Genomic DNA, 17863 nt, shown 5'->3' on the forward strand with positions numbered 1-17863 from the left:
GTCATTTCCAACGAAAGTCGCGACCGGTGAGGATCTCGTACGCGTCCACGTATTTGTCGCGGGTTTTCCGCACGACGTCGTCGGGGAGGGCGGGCGGAGGGCTGGACTTGTCCCAAGTCGTCGCCTCCAGCCAGTCGCGGACGAACTGCTTGTCGAACGAGGGTTGGGGCCCCCCGGGCCGGTAGGTTTTCGACGACCAGTAGCGTGAGCTGTCCGGCGTCAGGACCTCGTCCACGAGGATCAAGGTTCCCTCGCGATCGATCCCCCACTCGAACTTGGTGTCGGCGAGGATCAGGCCGCGGGTCCGGGCGTGGGCTTCGGCCGCCTGGTAGACGGCGATGCTCCGGTCTCGAAGAGTCTCGGCCAAATCCTGGCCGATCTCGTCGACGAGTCGCGAATACGGGATGTTCTCGTCATGCCCCGACTCGGCCTTGGTGGCGGGCGTGAAATAAGGGCGATCGAGGGCGGCACTCTCGACGAGGCCAGAGGGGAGGCGCTCGCCGCACATCGTGCCGCTCGCGCGGTACTCCTTCCACGCACTTCCCGAGAGGTAACCACGGACGACGCACTCGAAGGGGATGACCTCCGCCTTCTTGACGAGCATGGACCGCCCGTCGAGTGACTCGCGGACCTCCGGTGCCAAATCGAGTCCGGCGTCGTCGACGTTCAGCGAGAGGATGTGGTTCGGGACGTCGAGCCAGTCGAACCAGAACGAACTGACCCCCGTGAGGATCCGCCCCTTGTCGGGGATCCCATTCGGAAGGACCCAGTCGAACGCGCTGATGCGATCGGTCGCGACCATCAGGAGTCGGTCGCCGAGGTCATAGACGTCGCGAACCTTCCCTTGCCGCTTGGGCCAGCCGCCCAGCGATGTCTCCAGCAATGCCACGCCCCACGCCCCTCCGGTTTCGAGCCCGGATCTCGTTCCCTAACCCCTTTGTACTGTAAACGAAACGTCCCACGCGGGCAAGACCCGCGGGGGACGTCATGGGGATGTGGGCAGGTCTTCCGGCCTCAGCGCACCGCGGTTTGACGCTCGAGTGTCCCGATCATTTTCGGAGGCTCGGCTCCCGCCTTGGGGACGAACTCGTAGACCTGGTAGAGCGAATGCCAGGTGGCCCCAAGCTTTTTCTCGACCGAGCTCACCGGATACTTTCGAACCTCGCGAAGGTTGTAGTGCTCCAGCATCTCCGCCATCCAACGCTGGAATCCCGGGGTCTTCTGCGGGACCTCGTTGAAGAGCACGCACCGCAAGGGGCGAGCCTCCGAGACCAAGTCGAGGCGGACCGGCTGCCCCCGACGGTGTTTCGGGGAATAGATCCGCTGGTAGCAGAGATACGTATCCGTGACGTCCTTGGTCCAGTGCTCCGGCTGGAACTCGATGCCGAAGTCTTCGCGGACGCAGGCAACCTCGCCGTAGTTCGATTGCTCCGTCCAGAACCACTGGGCGAAGGCGCGAGCTCGCTGGTCGCTGGCCGTCTTATAGGGATGGGAGACGTCGTAGCCCACGTGCCCCAGCCCGAGACAGGCGAGCAGGATTGCGAGACCTTTCAAGAGCTGATCGCTGGCCCGGAGGCTGGGCAAGGCTTGAATCAAAGTGGCGACACCGAGGCCGGCGAGTAGGCAGATGATGGGGACGATGTATTGCATCGTCCGGGCGCTCATCCCGTAGGGATACCGATGGATCGCGGCGGCGACGAGCGCGAGGCCGAAGGGAGCCAGGCAGATCGCGAACACCGTCTTCTGTCCTCGCCTCCAGAGCACGACCGCCGCGACGACGAAGCAGAGGAACGTGAGTGAGCTGGCGCCTCGCTCGCCCCCTTCGGGATAGGCGAACATATAACCGGTATTCACCGAGAAGAACCAGCGGACGAACGCGGTGAAGCTATAGAGCGGCGGGAACGCCGGGGCCCAGTTGGTGTGGAAATAGACGTGATCCTGGGGAGCGGTCTTGTAGAACGGCAGGAGGACCAGGAATGTCGCCACGGCGCCGGCGTTGAACAAGAAGTACGCGGCCCACGTTTCACGGTTTCGCGAACGCCAAACCTTGGGCAAGAGCCCGATGCCGATACCGCCAAGGATAAAGATTGCTGGATAGGACAGGCCGACCGCGAACGGTGCCGCGAGGGCCAGACCCCACATCCATCGGGAACGCCCCGGCTCCCGCATCCATTCCACGGCGATCGCGAGGAGCGCAAGGGCGACAAATAGGTCCGAACCGTATGGCTTCACCTCGGCCACGTAGCGGAGCGGCCAGCCGGAGACGGCGAAGATCGCGACGGCCAGGAGCAGGGGGACCCCACACAGGATCCGCCCGGCGAAGTGCCGGAAGAGGGGCACGCTCGCCACCCCGCACACGGCCGGGAAGAGCCGCAAGGCCATCTCCGAGAAACCGAACAGGCGGACGGACGTCAGCTCGATGACCAGGAACAGGACCGGGCAGACCTGGCGATAGTCGAGGGGACGGAAGAGGTCGGCATATCCTCGGTGGAGGAAGTTGGCCGAGATCATCGTCTCGTCGCACCAGAGCGGGTAGTTCAGCAGGTAGCGAACGACCCGCATCAGGATCCCGAGGGCGACGAAGCCCGCGGTTGCATGCGCGACCCAGGACGCGACCTCGGCCGTCGGTGACTTGGTCTGGTCGACGAGACCGACGCTGGTCGGGTCGCCGGTCCTCTCCACCTTCGACGGAAGAGTGTCTCTTCTCATCGTGCTTGACGCTCCGTGTGATCGCCCCAAGGATCCTTCCCCGGAGGGGGTCTTTCAAGCCAAGCGGCGAAGCCACCGCCGGAACGAGACGCCGACAACCCCAGCCGCGATCACGGCGAGCGTAGACGGCTCGGGGACAGGCGAGGGCAAGGGCTGATCCGGAGGCGATAGTAAAAGAACTATGGGGGACTTGTCTGATGGATTCATCCACGTCCCGAACCAGGCACCAACGAGGAGGGTCCCGTTATCGGAAATGGCGTACGGCTCTAGTTGGTGAGTCTCTGGGAATTGTGCCGCCAAGGCCGGCGGCAAGAGACTTCGGAAGTCGCTGACCGTACCTCGATTGAGATCGACCAGCTTGGCGCTACCGTCGTAGAGATTGCGGACGAGGATTTGGTTCGTCTGGCTGAGATCGAGGCGCTGAGCATCATCGTTAAGCAGGAGGGGGTGGAACTCACCGTACTGGCCACTGGAAAGCAATTGAACATACCCGGCAATCGGCGCTGAGAACGGATCCGAGTAGTGCTGACCGGATGGGAGTGTACCGATCAACGTCCCGGACGTATTGGTTTCGAAGGGGCGCATCGAGAGGGTCGTTTTCATCCACTCCTGCCAGCCCGTGTAATAAGTGCCTCCGGGAAGGGTCGCTCCTTCGGGAGGCCTCCAGCCATTGGGTAAGTAAGTAGTTTTCGGGAATGAATAATAGACGCCGGATTCGCTTTCGACGACATATTGTCCGTCAAGATGCGAGAGTGACGAGTATCCGGACCCGAGGTTGGTAACGTTGTAATACGGCGTGGCCTCGGCCGGGCCTACCAAGCTAGTGCTGATCGAACATAAGGTGATTAGACTTATCATCCGTGGTCGCATAGATTCCAAGCTCCGTTGGATGGATCTCTATTGGGTGGTATTCAAACGAGGAGACTAAACGACGGATTCTTCAGAAATCACGTTCCGTGTCAATATGAACTGCCATGGTGTAGGGCGACCTCGACGCTACGCTTCGGTCGACGAAATGTCCCACTCTGACATGACTCGAGTGGGGCGTTGGCTCTGGTTGCCGACTCCGGTCAATGTGCCAGGTCATGCGATCTTCGGCGGATTAGAAGACCGACGGTACCCGCCGTGATCACGACGAACGTCGAGGGCTCGGGGATCGGTATTGGCAACGGCTGATCCGAGGGTGATAGCAGCAGTGTCACAGCGTTGGCCGCCGAGGAGTCTGTCGCCGTCGCGAGGATGGTTCCGTTGTCGGAAATGGCGTACGGAAACAGGTAAGGGAATCGCGCGAGCACGGTCGGCGGCACGAGGCTCTGGACGTCGCTGACCGTCCCGGCGTTGAGGTCGACCAGCTTGGCGTCGGCCCCGATGACCAGGATCTGGTTCGCCTGGCTGAGAGCCAGGGAGTGATCCATTCCATTGATCAGGGGCTGGAAGGGGCCGTACTGGCCGCTGGGAAGCAATTGAGCGTAACCCAGGGTCAACGTGGAATACGGATTCGCGCGGCTCTCACCGGAAGGGACGCCCCCGATGACCGCGCCGGAGGAATTGACCGAGGTGGGGATCATGCGGAAGAAGGTCGGCTGGGGGATGGCCGTGCCCTGGACGCCCTCGACGCCGGGCAAGCCCGCCCATTCCGCGCCCGTCGAGCTATCCGTGACCGAAGTCACCGTCTGGGGGAAGGCGTAGTAGCCAGTCGAGGCGGAGCCGATGACCCTTTGCCCATCGAGCAGGGACGGCTCCGCCGAGGAGGGATCCAATACGCCGAGGTTGGTGACGTTGTAATACGGCGTGGCCTCGGCCAGGTTCGCGAAACCACTACTTAACGCGCATACAGTAATCGCAGAGATCATCCGTGACCGCATAACCCTGACCTCCGTGAAAAGCACCTCAAGATGAGCAATCGCCACGGGGGGAATTGCCCGCACATCATGCACAAATTTCGGTCGGAGGCAATGCGATCTCCCAAAGAGTTAGTCCTGAAGCGACCGCCTGGGGTCGCTGGGAAGGCCGAAACTAGGGCGAACCCCCGAGTCGAACATAATCACCATTATCAGACGTTGGGATCCGGGGAAAAGCAGGGGGTCCCGCCCTTGCCTGCCGGGTTTAAGACCCGAAATGCTGTGTGCATAGGGCCTGAGACGCTCCGGGTAGCCACGGGACGGCGCCGCAGGCGGGGTTGTAAACCGCTCCGGTTTCGGACGAAGGATGAGGGGCGGATGTCGACGAGGCGGCCTTTCCTCGACATCGTGGCGATCACGGGCATACCTGGCGTCGGGGGCTGATCGCGCGAGCTCGACATGGCGGCGTTGGCCACGCCAGGATTGTCATCGATCGAGGGACGGGTCATACTCCGCCGTGGTAGCGACCTTCAGCGAACCGCCTCCTCTTCCTCGAGGAGATCGCCTCGGTGTCCGTCTCGCGGCCATCCCCAGACCTGGAGACTGAGATTCGACCGGCCCCGGCCGGTCGGCCGTTGCGTCTTCTGGTCGTCGGCCTCATCGTGGTTCATGCCGGGTTACTCGTGCTCCCCCTCCGGATGAACTTCATCACCGTCGACGAGGCGATGAACGTCGTGGCCGGGGTCAGCTACTGGACGACCGGGCGATTCACGATCTACCGGGTCAACCCGCCGCTCCCGAAGTTGCTCGCCGTCCTACCCACCCTCGCGGCCCACCCTCGGCTCGATTTCTCCCACCTCCGGGACGACCCTGCTGTTCGCGAGGAGTTCCAGGCGGGCCGAGAGTTCATCGAGGCGAATCGACACCGGATCTTCGACCTCGTTTGCCTCTCTCGGCTAGCGGGGGTGGGATGGTCTGTCCTTGGCGGATGGCTCGTCTACCGATGGGCGCGGAGCCTCCATGGCGAAAGCGGCGCTCTGATGGCCCTCGGCCTCTGGTGCTTCGAGCCTTACATCCTCGGCCACGCGGCGCTGGTCACGAGCGACATCCCTGCGGCCGTCGCGGGCCTCCTGGCTTCGTATGCCTTTTGGATCTTCCTCAAACGGCCCTCTTGGCGATGGGCACTCGTGGCGGGCCTCGCGTTGGGAGTGGCCGAGCTGACCAAATTCACGCTCCTCGTCTTCTATCCCGCCTGGCCTTTCCTTTGGTGGTTCGGGAGAATGTTGCCGACCGTCGGGCCGAGGCCGACGGTCGGCCAATTCCTCTTGATCGTCGCTCTCAGCCTCAACGTCATCAATCTCGGCTACACCTGCCAAGGGACCGGCGAGCGGCTCGGGGATTATCCGTTCATCAGCCATCTTCTGTCTGGGACAACCGACCATTCGATCGGAAATCGTTTCCGGGGAACCTGGCCCGGCACATTTCCCGTCCCCCTGCCCTCGGACTTCCTCCGGGGCATCGACGTCCAGCGCGTCGATTTTGAGAACACTCGCCTGTCCTACATGGCGGGCTCCTGGAGCTCGCACGGTTGGTGGTACTTTTACCTCTACGCCCTTGCTGTGAAGCTTCCGCTGGGGACCCTAATACTCCTAATCTGGGGGCTGGCCAAGGTCTTCCTTCGCCGACCGAGCGAGTCCCTCCCCCTCGAGAACCTGGCACTCCTCGTACCCTCGGCGGCCATCCTCATCTTTGTCAGCACTCAGACGGGCTACACGCTGCATTCGCGTTACGTTGTGCCTGCGTTGCCCTACCTCATGATCTGCGCCGGGCGGATCGTGGCTGGTGTCCAATCGAGGGCGAGGTGGCTCGCATGGGGCCTTCTGACCGCCTCGATCGCGAGTAGTTTGAGCGTCTATCCGTCCAGCCTGTCCTACTTCAACGAGGCGGCCGGCGGCCCTACTCGAGGGCCCAGGCATCTCGTCGACAGCAACATCGATTGGGGCCAGGATCTGCTCCGGCTTCGGGATTGGCTCGGCGCCCATCCCGAGGCAAGTCCGCTGCGGCTGGCCTATTACAACTTCGACCTCGACCCCGGATTGGCGGGGATCGCTTTCGAATTGCCGCCACCTGGACCGGGGACCTCGCCAGCTAGCCCGACGGAGGTTGGGCCGAGGCCGGGATACTACGCCGTGAGCGTGAATTTCCTCCAAGGCACCTCTTTCCCGATCGCAGACGGACGGGGCGGCTTCCGCCAGACTTTCCCACACGAGTTCGAATACTTCCGCCACTTCCGCCCTATTGCCCGGGCCGGTTATTCGATCAATATCTACCGGATCACCCCGGTGGAGGCGGACGAGGCTCGGAGGTCGCTGAATCATTCGATAGTGCCATAGTGTCAATTCTGTCCAACTGAAATCATAGGTGAGGGGACCCAACGCACCCAAACGGCACCGCCAAGACCGGGCCGCGCCCGAGCGATGGAGCTGAATCGTCACCAATTCCATCAGGCTCTATTTCACCCCCCCCTTGCGTTTCAGTGTCTCGACGCGGGAGCGGATGCAGATCCGCCTGCCACTTACCTCGGCCACGGCCTGCTGTAGGGCCATCTCCTGCCCCGCCCGGAGTCGTCGAGCACAAAAGCGCGGCAAGTCTCGGGTCGGCGTCATCGGCACATTATTTATGGCCCGATGGTGTCTTGACTCACTCTTCTTGTCGTAGTACGAGAGAATCGGCTCCGGTGCGAATACTCCCAATTCAGGCGGGAAACCTCGAGAATCCTTGCTGTAACCCAGGGCCTGCGGTCGTCGACGTGAGGCGAGTCGGCTCAAGCCACGAATTGTCGAATTGTCGGAATTCGAAAAAATTGTTCACGACACGTAGAGGAGAGAGAGTAAGATGCGATTGCATCTTCGACCCGCGAGTCAACCGAGGTCGATGCTCGGAGGTTCTCGGTTCGAATGTATGCATAAAATGTAATGGTCGGTGCCCGTTGCTTTCTCGATGGAAAGGTGAACCGATGTCGCGCCAAGGTTACATGGCTTCGCTCCTCGCCCTCGCCGGGATCGCCCTCGCCTCTCAGCTCTCCGCGAGCTATGGACAGGGGTATCGCACCCTCACCCGTCACGAGGCCGAATCGTTGAGCGGCGGGTATTACTGTGGAGCCCCGAATATCGCCTGCACGACATGCACGCCCGACACGATCTGCATCAAGAACCCCCTCGGCACCTGCACAGCTTCGGGAGGATCGAGCGGCTGTTCGGCTGGCGTGCATCCCTCCTGTCTGGGATACAATCCCTTGACCAGTTGCGCGAAATGCACCTGCGGCGCTGACGACATCAAAACAACCGTGGGGTGTTTTATCCTCGGGGCCGGGTGCAATCCCGGTTGGGTCAGTAATTGTGCTGCGGCAGCCACGGCTTGCGCATGCGACTGTTGAGCGGCCTGCCGGGCGGGATCGCCCCCAGTTCCCGCCCGATTCGGCGGGCCAGTGGATTTCCAGCGAAATTGATCGGATCGGATCGGATCGGATCGCTTCGATCCGACCATCGGGTCGGCTCCAGACGATAGAGGTCACGCGTGTCTCGCAGTAATGCCCCCGGTCAACGAGGTTACGTGTCATCGGCGCAGTTGCGAGTCGCCCGCCCCGGACTACCAGTCCCATGAAATTGGAGATGGCCCATGTGGGCTCCCTTGCTGCTTGCCTCTCTCTCGGTGGCCTTACTCCAGGTGCCCGGCGATCAGAAGTCGGTCGATGAGCTCTGGTCGGTCTACCAGCAGAATCGAAAATCGTTCGTGACCCTGCGTGTCATGACCGAATGGACCCTGGAAATTCCCCAGGAACAACGCGATAGCACGCGGAGGGAGATCGAATTTCTCAATCGAAAGATGGCGTCGAACCGGAGCAAGCTGACCGAGAAGGATTCAGCCCAGATCCAGGATCATCTGAAGCAACTCAAGACGGTGGCCTCGGGCAAGAATTCCGGTTTCGCGAAGACCCGCTTGTGGTACACCGTGGGGCCGGACGGCATGGAGATCCAGGACGAGATTCCCAACTTCGATGTCCGGTCGAAGGATGCGAAGTCGCGCAATCTCGCCTCGTTCACGGGGGGAGATTTCAAGATCTACCGGCTTGCGGGGGACGGGAAGTGGCGATGCTTCGACCCATACCCATTCGTCGGAAAGATCGATCCGGTCGGGTATGGCCAGTCGGAGATCTCGCTCAACGGCATGCTCCCGCCGATGGTCCCCCACAAACACATCCGGGTCCAACTGGACCCGATGGACGTGTTCTGGGGGCCGAGAGTACAAGTCCGATCGCTCGGTCGACGGCCCGGCAAGGACGGTAGGTCTTACGCCATACTCGGGCGGGCGGGCAACGTCGACCCTGGTGAGATGTGGGTGGCGGCGATCGACCCTTCGAAGCACGGGCTCGCCTCCTGGATCGCACGGTGGGTCGTCCTCGGCGACGGCAAAAACGGGGGCAGTAAGCTCCGGGATGACATCCTCGCCGGGAGCCGGACGGACCTCGTGAGAGTGATCATCGATCAGATCGAGACACTCCGAGGCCAATGGTCGATCGGCCGTCGCGATGACCTGATACCGGTCATGGCGACTTACTGGGACGAGGCGGGCGAGGTCACCGACGCCGGGTGGTATCCCCGACTCATCACCCATTGCATGTTCGGGCCGGTCCGGCCGATGGGGCTCAAAGGCGACGAGGAATATGGCACCCTGCCGATCGGGCACCTCGAAGATGGCAAGCTGGTCGTCAAGAGCGTCGAGGCCAACTTCGACTTTCCGAATGACGCTTTCGCCGCCGAGTTCACCAAGGGGACGAATTACCTCGACCTCGACACAAAGAAGGGGGGGGTGATCGGCGTCTCACTCGAAGACCGAATACGGAATATCATCCCGGTCTCGCCGAGCATGAGCCGATCACGCCTTGTGATCATCGCCTCGAACATCATCCTCCTGATCGTCGTCGTGGCCACGATCCTGGTCCGCAAAAAAATATGAGAAAGTGATCGTGAATAAATATTTAAAGACTGGACGGCCTGCCACAATGGCCCGGGCGGTGACCTTCGGCCTGGTCGCCTGCCTGCTCACGGCCGCCGGCTCCGGGCATGACCATGACCATGAACATCCTCCCGGCGATGCTGCCCTGTCCTTCGGGAAAAATGCCAACTGCGCGGTAGCCAGCGTCTGCGCCGCGTTGCACAGCCAAGGGATCGACGCGCCACTGGCCGAGATCCTGGAACATTTTCCCGCCCGGTTTCGGCCGACGGATGCCTACGTCCCCATCGGCGTCGTCGGGGCGGTCCTCGGCGAATATGGACTTCCGTACCAACTCGTCCAATTCGACCCGGCGAAGTTCGGCGTCAGCAATGCCCCTGCCCTGCTCCTCATCCACTCGTCGGGCGATCCGGCGAAGGGCCACTATGTTCTTCTGAGTGCGGTGAAAGAGGATCAGTTCGACATCTTCGACCCCGATAACGCGATCGAGATCGCACATCAGCCCCGACGAGCCATGGACGGCGTCTGGAAGGGGTACGCGGTGACGTTCGGGCCATCGGCGGCTGCCGGGCCGGCGGAGAGGATCGGGCGTTGGCTTTTGATTCCTCTCCTCGCGTTGGCCGCCTACAATCTCGTCCGGATCGTCTCCCGCACGCGGGTGCGAGCGGATACCACCGCTCAAACTCGGACGCTCGCGCCATGAGTCGCTCACGGGATCGCCAGCACGCCGCGAGGCTTGGCCCGATCGCGCTCGCGGCGGCATTGTCGGGTTGCAATCCGGACCCAGTCCCCCCGGTCGAGTCGGCGGTCTTGTTCGACAGGCCGGTGCTCAATCTTGGATTCGTCGGCCGACACAAGAGCGAGTTGAAGCTGGACGCGAGATTTCGCGTCCAGGGGAATCGGCCGGTCGTGATCGACTCGGTCAGCAGGTCGTGCCAGTGCACTTCGATCGGCGAAGGGATCGTTCACAAGCGGCTCCTGCCAGGTTCGAGTTACGAACTGCCGGTCACGATCGCAATTCGTAATTCCCCCACGCTGGCCGTCCGGATCGAGTTGAACTCCGAGGGCAAGACCCTCGGCTCCCTGTTGATTCAGGGCGTCCTGGATGGGGATGCGACCCCATCGCCACGGACTGTCCACGCGCAGTTCCAAGGGATCGGCGACGAGGCGATGTCGGGAGAATTCCAGGTCTCCCGGCTAAGGATGGTATCGGGCCTCCCGCTCGAACCGGCGGAGGCCACGATCCGGGCGGGCCGGATCGAAGCGACTCTGAAGGGCCGTGATGAGCACAGGGGTGACAAGCTCAACGACTCGCAACCCGATACCGTGACGGACAGGTTGACCTGGCGCTGGACGGCGAGTCGGGGTGAAAACGAGGCCGTGACCGAGTCTTTGCTCATCCCCTGGAAGAATGAGGAGGTCGCCCCGACGCGAGTCGAGTTCTCGCTCACCAAGGCGATACCGTTCGTGGGCGTCCCTCGCAAGATCTGGTGCGGGACGCTACGGCCGGGAGAGTTGTGGTCGCACTCGATCGTCCTGCGGGCCTCAGGCCCCCGCCCCATCGAGGTCGCCGGGGTCCGTCTGACCGACAAGCTTGTGTCGGCCGACGTGAAGTCGGCCGGCGGAAAGATGGCCATCGTCAAGTTCTCCGTCACCGCTCCCGCAACGGTTGGGGATTTCCAGATCGATGCGGTGATCGTATTCAAGAATCAGGAAGGCGGCCCCGTGACCATACCGATCGTCGGGACTGTGGCTCCCTGACCAGTTGGGGGTGCGAAGGCTTCGGCACGATGGGGAGTTCCCTGCCATGTCCCTTCCCTCGGTGGCTCACCGTGCCAAGGTGTCACCGTGCCGTCCCGGCTCGCGCGTCGACGAACTGGATTTTCTCCGGGGCGTGGGAGCCCTGGCGATCCTCTCATATCACATCTGGCCGAGAACATTCTTCTTCGGCTGGTCCAGGGTTGAGCTGTTCTTCGTGATCTCCGGCTACCTGATCACCTCGATCGTGCTGCGACACGGCGAGCGGGAAGGGTTCCTCTTCAAGTTCTACGCGAGGCGGGCCTTGCGGACCTGGCCGGCCTACTTCGCGGTTGTGGGGATCGTCCTCCTGCTCCGCCCGGGGCTTTGGCAGGAACTTCGGGTCGAGATTGTGTTTGCTTACCTGACGTTCTCGCAGAACGTGATGTATTACGGGGTCGAGTCGCCGTCGATCCATTGGCCGCCGCTGGCACACCTCTGGTGCCTCTCGATCGAGGAGCATTTCTACCTGATCTGGCCGCCTTTATTGATGCTCCTGCGCGGTGCTCCGTTGGTTCCGCTGCTCATCGGTATCATGGCGAATTCGGTGATCCTCCGCGCCTTGGGGGTCCACCCCTGGACCCTCGCCGCCCGATCCGATGGGCTGGCCCTCGGCGCCCTGCTGGCGGTTGTCCTGCGGGACGGTGAATGGGTTCGAGATCGGCTCCGGACCCTACGGACCGGCTTCGCGATCCTCTCCGCGTCGTCGACTGTCGCGGTCGTGGTCCTCTGCTCGCCGCTCGTTTCGGCCGCGCCGAGGTCCGAGGAGTACAGCGGCCCGCTCTCGGCCGCGGAGTCGCTTGTCCTGTTCCTGGTGAGCCTTTGCTTCGCAGGTGTCGTCGCTCTGGTCGTGATCCATTCCGGCCTGCCTGGCCTGCGACTCCTCCGGGCGAGACCAATGTGTTATCTCGGGCAGGTCAGCTATGGAATCTATCTCTATAATTTTCCGATAGTTTATGGATTGGCCAACCACTACGGGCGGTCAGCGCTGCCGGTCTCGGTCGGGATCGGGGTCTTCCTCCTCTGCATCCTTGTCGGTGCGCTATCATGGGAACTATTCGAGAAACCCCTAGTCGCCCTGAAAAGGTGGCTCCCCTACCATTGACGATGCGCAGGCCACCTCCTGAAGTTTCGGGCAGGGCCCCGATTGATGACATTCATCGGAAAACCTGATCCTCCGACCTCGCCATGTGGACTCGGAGGCAAGAATGCCGGCCGCGATGGCTGCCAGACGCACTGTCCGCCCTTGGGCCGGCGATGCGGCTGGGGTTATAATCCTCGCCGGCTTCGGGCGATCGGGTCCGGCCGAGGGATGAGGGATGGATGCCGAAGAGACGGATTTTCCTCAGCATCGTGGCGATCGCGGGCATGCTGGGCTCCGGAGACGGCGGCCAGGATCTCGTCGAGATCCGTGTCCCGATCGGTGCGACGCGCGATATCGACCTGGCGGATCTCGTCGAGCGGCTTGGCCGTTCGACGGGGGTCGCAATCATGCGCCCGCGTATTTCGGTCCGCATCCCCATCGTCGGGCTTGGCGGCGACCTGTCCCGGCGCATGCTCGGAGAGATCCTGGGACCGAATGCGACGCTGGCGATTCGCGAGAACAGCCTAGTCGTGACTCTGTCGCCCTCGAAGCTGGCTGGCGATCGCTCCGTGGCCTGGCGAGCGTCGCTCCGTCGTTTGGTCGAACACATCGACCACGAGGCCCGCAATCGGGCCGACTATGGGATGCATGCACTCAAGACCTACCGCCCCAACGATCCGAAGCGGCCGACGGTCTGCCTCGTCCACGGCCTCAACTCGTCGTCGGGCGGTTTCGTGTACTTGGTCAAACCGCTGGAGGACGCCGGGTACGGGGTCGTGGTCTACGACTATCCCTACAACCGGAGCCTCGAGGAGTCCTGTGTGAGCTTCGCCCGGGATTGGGCGGCGTTCCGAAAGAAGGAAGGCGAAACCCGTCCCTGGGCGATCGTCGCGCACTCCATGGGGGCCCTGCTTGCCCGCTCCTATGTCGAGGACCCGCGAGCCTACGGGAACGACGTCTCCGCGCTCCTCATGGTCGCCCCGGTCAACCAAGGGTCGAGTCTCGCGAAGGCCCAGACACTCCTCCAACTCATGAAGAGCGTCCAGGCGGCCCGGGGTCAGAAGACGACGGAGGCTCTCTCGCAACTGGGCGACGGTCTCGGCGAGGCCGCGACCGACCTGACTCCCGGCAGCACGTTCCTGACGAGGCTGAATGCCCGGCCCAGGCGGCGTGACGTCCCCTACTACATCCTCGCGGGCGACGTCGGGATCCTCTCGCGACCCGCCAGGAAGCAGGTCGAGGACCAGATCGACTCGGTACGGAGGGGAGGGGGGATCCTGGGCGGTCTCGCCCGCGCGACGACCTCCGACATGAGCCGCCGCCTCGATGAGATTAGCGACGGGACGGGCGACGGTTGCGTCTCCGTGGCGCGAACTCGCCTCGATGGCGCCACCGAACACGTGACGATCCACGCGAACCACGCCGAGTTGATCCGAGCCCCCCTGCTCTTCTCCGAGCCCGGCCCGGTCGCCTGCATGCCCTATCTGCTGCGGTGGCTCCGCCAGTCGTCGCGGAAGTGATCGCTCGGCTTCCGTCCTGGTCAAGTTCGCCGGAGGTGGCCCCAGGCGGGCGGACGGACGAGGGACTTGGGGATGACTGCTCGATTCGTTAATCTTGTGCGTCGGCTTGGACTTGAGCCGCCATCGCGTTGATCGAACCGGCCCGTGGTTGCGGTCCTCTCCTCCCAACCGCCGAACAGGGAGTGGTGCATGTCGACGATCGCCGTATCGGAAGTCGCTCCGGGGCCTAGCACGACCGGTCATCCCCGAGGGCTTTATGTCCTCTTCGGCGCCGAGATGTGGGAGCGGTTCAGCTACTACGGGATGCGGGCCCTCCTGGTCCTCTACCTGACGAAGGAGCTGAATTTCGCGAGGAGCGATGCTCTCAGCCTCTACGCGACGTACACGGGGCTCGTCTACCTGACCCCGCTCCTCGGCGGGTTCCTGGCGGATCGATACCTTGGCCAACGGAAGGCGATCCTGATCGGCGGCGTCCTCATGGCACTCGGCCATTTCGCGATGGCGTTCCAGCCCTTGCTGAACATGGCGTTGGGACTGCTGATCTTCGGCAACGGGTTCTTCAAGCCGAATATCTCGACCATGGTCGGGCAACTCTACCCCCGGAACGATTCGAGGCGCGACGCCGCGTACACCATCTTTTATATGGGCATCAACCTGGGGGCCTTCTTCGCACCGCTTGTCTGCGGGACGCTCGGTGAGACCGTCGGGTGGCACTTCGGCTTCGGTGCGGCCGGGGTTGGGATGCTCTTTGGCCTGATCATATTCACGATCTTTCAGAAATCACTTGGCCTGGCAGGCTATCCTCCGGGAGGGGCCGAGGGGCCGCGCGAACTCAACGCCAGGGATTGGACGCACATCGCCCTGCTCGTCCTGATCGGCGTCGGATTTGTCTATGTGGCGATTCTCCCCAGTTCGAGCATCGTTCGAAGTGTGGGTGATTGGAGCCGACACGCGGCCATCGGCCGCTGGGGAGGAATTCTGGGTTCGCTTGCCGCCATTAGTTACTGGGTCGTCCTCTCACTCGTTTACACCATGGTGACGAAGCTCGTAACGGCGGTCTCGGCCTCTCGCCAGACGCCAACGGGTTCGGGTATGGTCGAGAATGAGCGGATGACTTGGGCGGTCTGGCAACGCATCCTCGTCATCTTGATCGTTTCCATCTTCTCGATCGTTTTTTGGATGGGCTTCGAACAAGCGGGTGGTACGCTAACGCTCTTCGCCGACCAGAAGACCGATCGAGTGGTCTTCGGTAAACCGTTTCCCGCATCGTGGTATCAATCCGTCAACCCGATGTTGATCTTTACCCTCGCCCCATTGTTCTCCATCTTGTGGACTTTTCTTGATCGTACGCGATTCGCTCTGACGTCGACAGCGAAGATGGGGGTCGGGCTTCTGCTCCTAGGTCTTGGATTCGTGTTGATGGCCACTGCGGAATCCGAGGCCGCGAAAGCGGGGCATGTCGGGCCATTCTGGTTGGTTGGCGTGTACTTCTTCACCACCGTCGGCGAGCTCTGCCTCTCCCCGATCGGCCTCTCTCTGGTCAACAAGCTCGCACCGGCTAAGGTCGCATCGCTCATGATGGCCGTCTGGTTTGCGAGCACCGCCCTGGCCAACTTCCTCGCGGGCATGCTGGAGCATTTACTCGAAGGGTCCGGCGTCCATCTTTGGACTTTCCTCATCTTCAGCTCGATCGGCCCTGCGATCGTCCTACTGGCGCTGACGCCCATCCTGAAGAAGATGGGCCACGGCCGGATCTGAGACCTTTGAAGGAATCTTCACCCATGCGGCTGCTCATCGGTGTCATGTTCGGCTTGATGCTGTACGCCCCGATCTTTGCGTCGGGGCGTACGATCACGATTGACGACCTGCTCGGGGTCAAGTCTGTCTCCGAGCCGCAGCTCTCGCCCGACGGCCGGTGGGTCGTCTACGTGGTCTCTGAGCTCGACCGCGCGACCGACAAGACGAGCAGCGACCTCTGGCTGGTCGCCACGACGGGGGGCGAGCCGAAGCGCCTGACGACCTCGGCGGGGGCCGACAGCCACGCGCGCTGGAGCCCGGACGGGAAGACGATCGCGTTCACGTCGAGCCGGGGCGGCTCCACGCAGGTCTGGCTGCTCGCGCTCGACGGCGGCGAGGCACGTCCGTTGACCAAGCTGCCGATCGACGTCTCAGGGCCGATCTGGTCACCGAAGGGGGACGCGATCGCGTTTGCCGCGGAAGTCTATCCGGGGAAGACACCGGAGGAGACGGCCGCGAAGGACAAGGAGAAGGAAGCCTCCAAGAGCAAGGTCCGGGTCTACGATCGGTTGATGATCCGCCACTGGAACGCCTGGGACGAAGGGAAACGTAGCCACATTTTCGTCGTCGACGTTAAGAGCGGTAAGACACGCGACCTTACGCCCAAGCTCGACGTCAACACCCCCCCTGCTCCCTTCGGCGGCTCGTCGGACTATGCGTTCTCCCCGGACGGCAAGGAGCTCGCCTTCACCGCCGAACCGCTCGAGGGTCAGGCCTGGTCGACGAACACGGACGTCTGGACCGTCCCCCTCGAGGGGGGTGAGCCGAAGAACATCACCGCCTCGAACCCCGGCGCCGACGCCCAGCCGAGCTATTCGCCCGACGGGTCGCGGATCGCCTACCTCAGCCAGGCGAGGGCGGGCTTCGAGTCGGACTTGTGGGTCCTCAAAGTCCTCGGTCGAGAGTCGGGCACCGTAGAGGACTGGACCTCCACGTTCGACCGGCCGATTGGCTCCTACACCTGGTCCCCCGCGAAGTCCGGGGCTCGATCGAAGCTCTTCGCGGTCATCGACGATCGGGGTGAGGAGCCGATCATTGAGGTGGTTCCCCCGTCTGGAGGCGGAGAGCGCCTCAACAGCATCGTGAAGGGGGGGATCAACACCTCGGTCCAGGCGGGGCCGGATGGCGAGACGCTCGTCTTCCTCCGAGGCAACACCGCATCACCGAATGAGGTCTACACCGTACGCGGGGACGGGACGGGGCTGACCGCCCTGACGAAGCACAACGCCCCCCTGCTCTCCGACCTTTCGCTGTCCGACGCCGAGGGCTTCACCTTCAAGGGGGCTGACGGCGACGAAGTGTCGGGTTGGCTCGTCCGTCCCCCTGGCTTCGACCCGAAGAAGACCTACCCCGTGCTGTTCCTGATCCACGGCGGGCCGCAGGGGGCCTGGCACGACGAGTGGCACAACCGCTGGAACTACCAGATGTTCGCCGCGCCGGGATACGCGGTCGTGGCGATCAACCCCAGGGGCTCGACCGGATACGGGCAGAAATTCACCGACCAGATCAGCCAGGACTGGACGGGACGAGTCTACGACGACCTGATGCTCGGGCTCGATCATGTGTTGAAAGCGTATCCATTCTTGGATAAAGAGCGAGTCGCGGCCGCGGGCGGCTCCTACGGCGGTTTCATGGTCAACTGGATCGCCGGCCACACCGACCGCTTCAGGGCGCTGATCAGCCACGCGGGGGTATTCGACCTCACGAGCAAATACGGCACGACCGAGGAACTCTGGTTCCCCGAGTGGGAGTTCGGCGGCCCCCCGTGGGAAAAAGCCGAACATTACCTGGAACGTTCGCCGAGTGCCTTCGTCAAGAACTTCAAGACGCCGACCCTGGTGATCCACGGGGCGCTCGATTTCCGCGTGCCCGACGCCCAAGGGCTCGGCATGTTCACCTCGCTCCAGCGCCGGGGCGTGCCGAGCCGCTTCGTGTTCTTCCCCGACGAGGGGCACTGGATCGTCAAGCCCGCCAACCGGATCGTCTGGTGGCGCGAGGTGACGAGCTGGCTCGAGAAGTATCTTAGCCCCAGCAAATGAGCATGGGATCGGCGAGGGAAGAGACGGGGACGCCCGGGCCGCCGGGACGGCCGCCCTCGATTG

General features: G+C 62.9%; 13 protein-coding genes. 8 read left to right on the forward strand and 5 right to left on the reverse strand.

Annotation, left to right across the window (positions count from 1 at the left end):
- Nucleotide 1: 1 nt before the first annotated feature.
- The 4 genes from ACYOEI_RS28090 to ACYOEI_RS28105 form a co-directional block, all read right to left on the reverse strand.
- Complete coding sequence (locus tag ACYOEI_RS28090; RefSeq protein ID WP_462852970.1) at nucleotides 2–889, reverse strand: phosphoribosylaminoimidazolesuccinocarboxamide synthase; 888 nt, start codon at nucleotides 887–889, stop codon at nucleotides 2–4.
- Between the two features lie 125 nt (nucleotides 890–1014).
- Nucleotides 1015–2709: a glycosyltransferase family 39 protein gene (locus tag ACYOEI_RS28095; RefSeq protein ID WP_462852971.1), complete on the reverse strand. Its 1695-nt coding sequence runs from the start codon at nucleotides 2707–2709 to the stop codon at nucleotides 1015–1017.
- A 54-nt stretch (nucleotides 2710–2763) separates the two neighbouring features.
- The gene (locus tag ACYOEI_RS28100; RefSeq protein ID WP_462852972.1) at nucleotides 2764–3312 is read right to left on the reverse strand and encodes a PEP-CTERM sorting domain-containing protein; all 549 of its coding nucleotides are present in this window, start codon (nucleotides 3310–3312) and stop codon (nucleotides 2764–2766) included.
- Nucleotides 3313–3779: 467 nt separating this feature from the next.
- Nucleotides 3780–4574 carry a PEP-CTERM sorting domain-containing protein gene (locus ACYOEI_RS28105; protein ID WP_462852973.1) on the reverse strand — a complete coding sequence of 265 codons (795 nt, stop codon included), beginning with the start codon at nucleotides 4572–4574 and terminating at the stop codon, nucleotides 3780–3782.
- Between the two features lie 545 nt (nucleotides 4575–5119).
- Between ACYOEI_RS28105 and ACYOEI_RS28110 the strand changes: the two genes are divergently transcribed.
- Nucleotides 5120–6943 carry an ArnT family glycosyltransferase gene (locus tag ACYOEI_RS28110; protein WP_462852974.1) on the forward strand — a complete coding sequence of 608 codons (1824 nt, stop codon included), beginning with the start codon at nucleotides 5120–5122 and terminating at the stop codon, nucleotides 6941–6943.
- A gap of 757 nt (nucleotides 6944–7700) precedes the next feature.
- On the opposite strand, the gene ACYOEI_RS28115 is transcribed toward ACYOEI_RS28110, so the two are convergent.
- A complete protein-coding gene (locus ACYOEI_RS28115) occupies nucleotides 7701–8096 on the reverse strand; it encodes a hypothetical protein (protein WP_462852975.1) in 396 nt (131 codons plus the stop codon).
- A 132-nt stretch (nucleotides 8097–8228) separates the two neighbouring features.
- On the opposite strand from ACYOEI_RS28115, the gene ACYOEI_RS28120 reads away from it, so the two are divergent.
- The 7 genes from ACYOEI_RS28120 (at nucleotide 8229) to ACYOEI_RS28150 (ending at nucleotide 17800) form a co-directional block, all read left to right on the forward strand.
- On the forward strand, nucleotides 8229–9566 hold the full coding sequence (locus ACYOEI_RS28120; RefSeq protein WP_462852976.1) for a hypothetical protein: 1338 nt from the start codon (nucleotides 8229–8231) through the stop codon (nucleotides 9564–9566).
- Between the two features lie 46 nt (nucleotides 9567–9612).
- Nucleotides 9613–10266, forward strand: coding sequence for a cysteine peptidase family C39 domain-containing protein (locus tag ACYOEI_RS28125; protein ID WP_462852977.1), 654 nt, complete (start codon nucleotides 9613–9615; stop codon nucleotides 10264–10266).
- Nucleotides 10263–11324 carry a hypothetical protein gene (locus ACYOEI_RS28130; RefSeq protein ID WP_462852978.1) on the forward strand — a complete coding sequence of 354 codons (1062 nt, stop codon included), beginning with the start codon at nucleotides 10263–10265 and terminating at the stop codon, nucleotides 11322–11324. The genes ACYOEI_RS28125 and ACYOEI_RS28130 overlap by 4 nt, the downstream gene beginning before the upstream one ends.
- 46 nt (nucleotides 11325–11370) lie before the next feature.
- Nucleotides 11371–12465 carry an acyltransferase family protein gene (locus ACYOEI_RS28135; protein ID WP_462852979.1) on the forward strand — a complete coding sequence of 365 codons (1095 nt, stop codon included), beginning with the start codon at nucleotides 11371–11373 and terminating at the stop codon, nucleotides 12463–12465.
- A gap of 218 nt (nucleotides 12466–12683) precedes the next feature.
- Entirely contained in the window at nucleotides 12684–13964 is a 1281-nt protein-coding gene (locus tag ACYOEI_RS28140) for an alpha/beta hydrolase (RefSeq protein WP_462852980.1), read from the forward strand.
- 189 nt (nucleotides 13965–14153) lie between these two features.
- A complete protein-coding gene (locus tag ACYOEI_RS28145) occupies nucleotides 14154–15722 on the forward strand; it encodes a peptide MFS transporter (RefSeq protein ID WP_462852981.1) in 1569 nt (522 codons plus the stop codon).
- A gap of 23 nt (nucleotides 15723–15745) precedes the next feature.
- A complete protein-coding gene (locus ACYOEI_RS28150) occupies nucleotides 15746–17800 on the forward strand; it encodes a S9 family peptidase (RefSeq protein WP_462852982.1) in 2055 nt (684 codons plus the stop codon).
- Nucleotides 17801–17863 lie beyond the last annotated feature (63 nt).

The organism is Singulisphaera rosea (assembly GCF_054877945.1).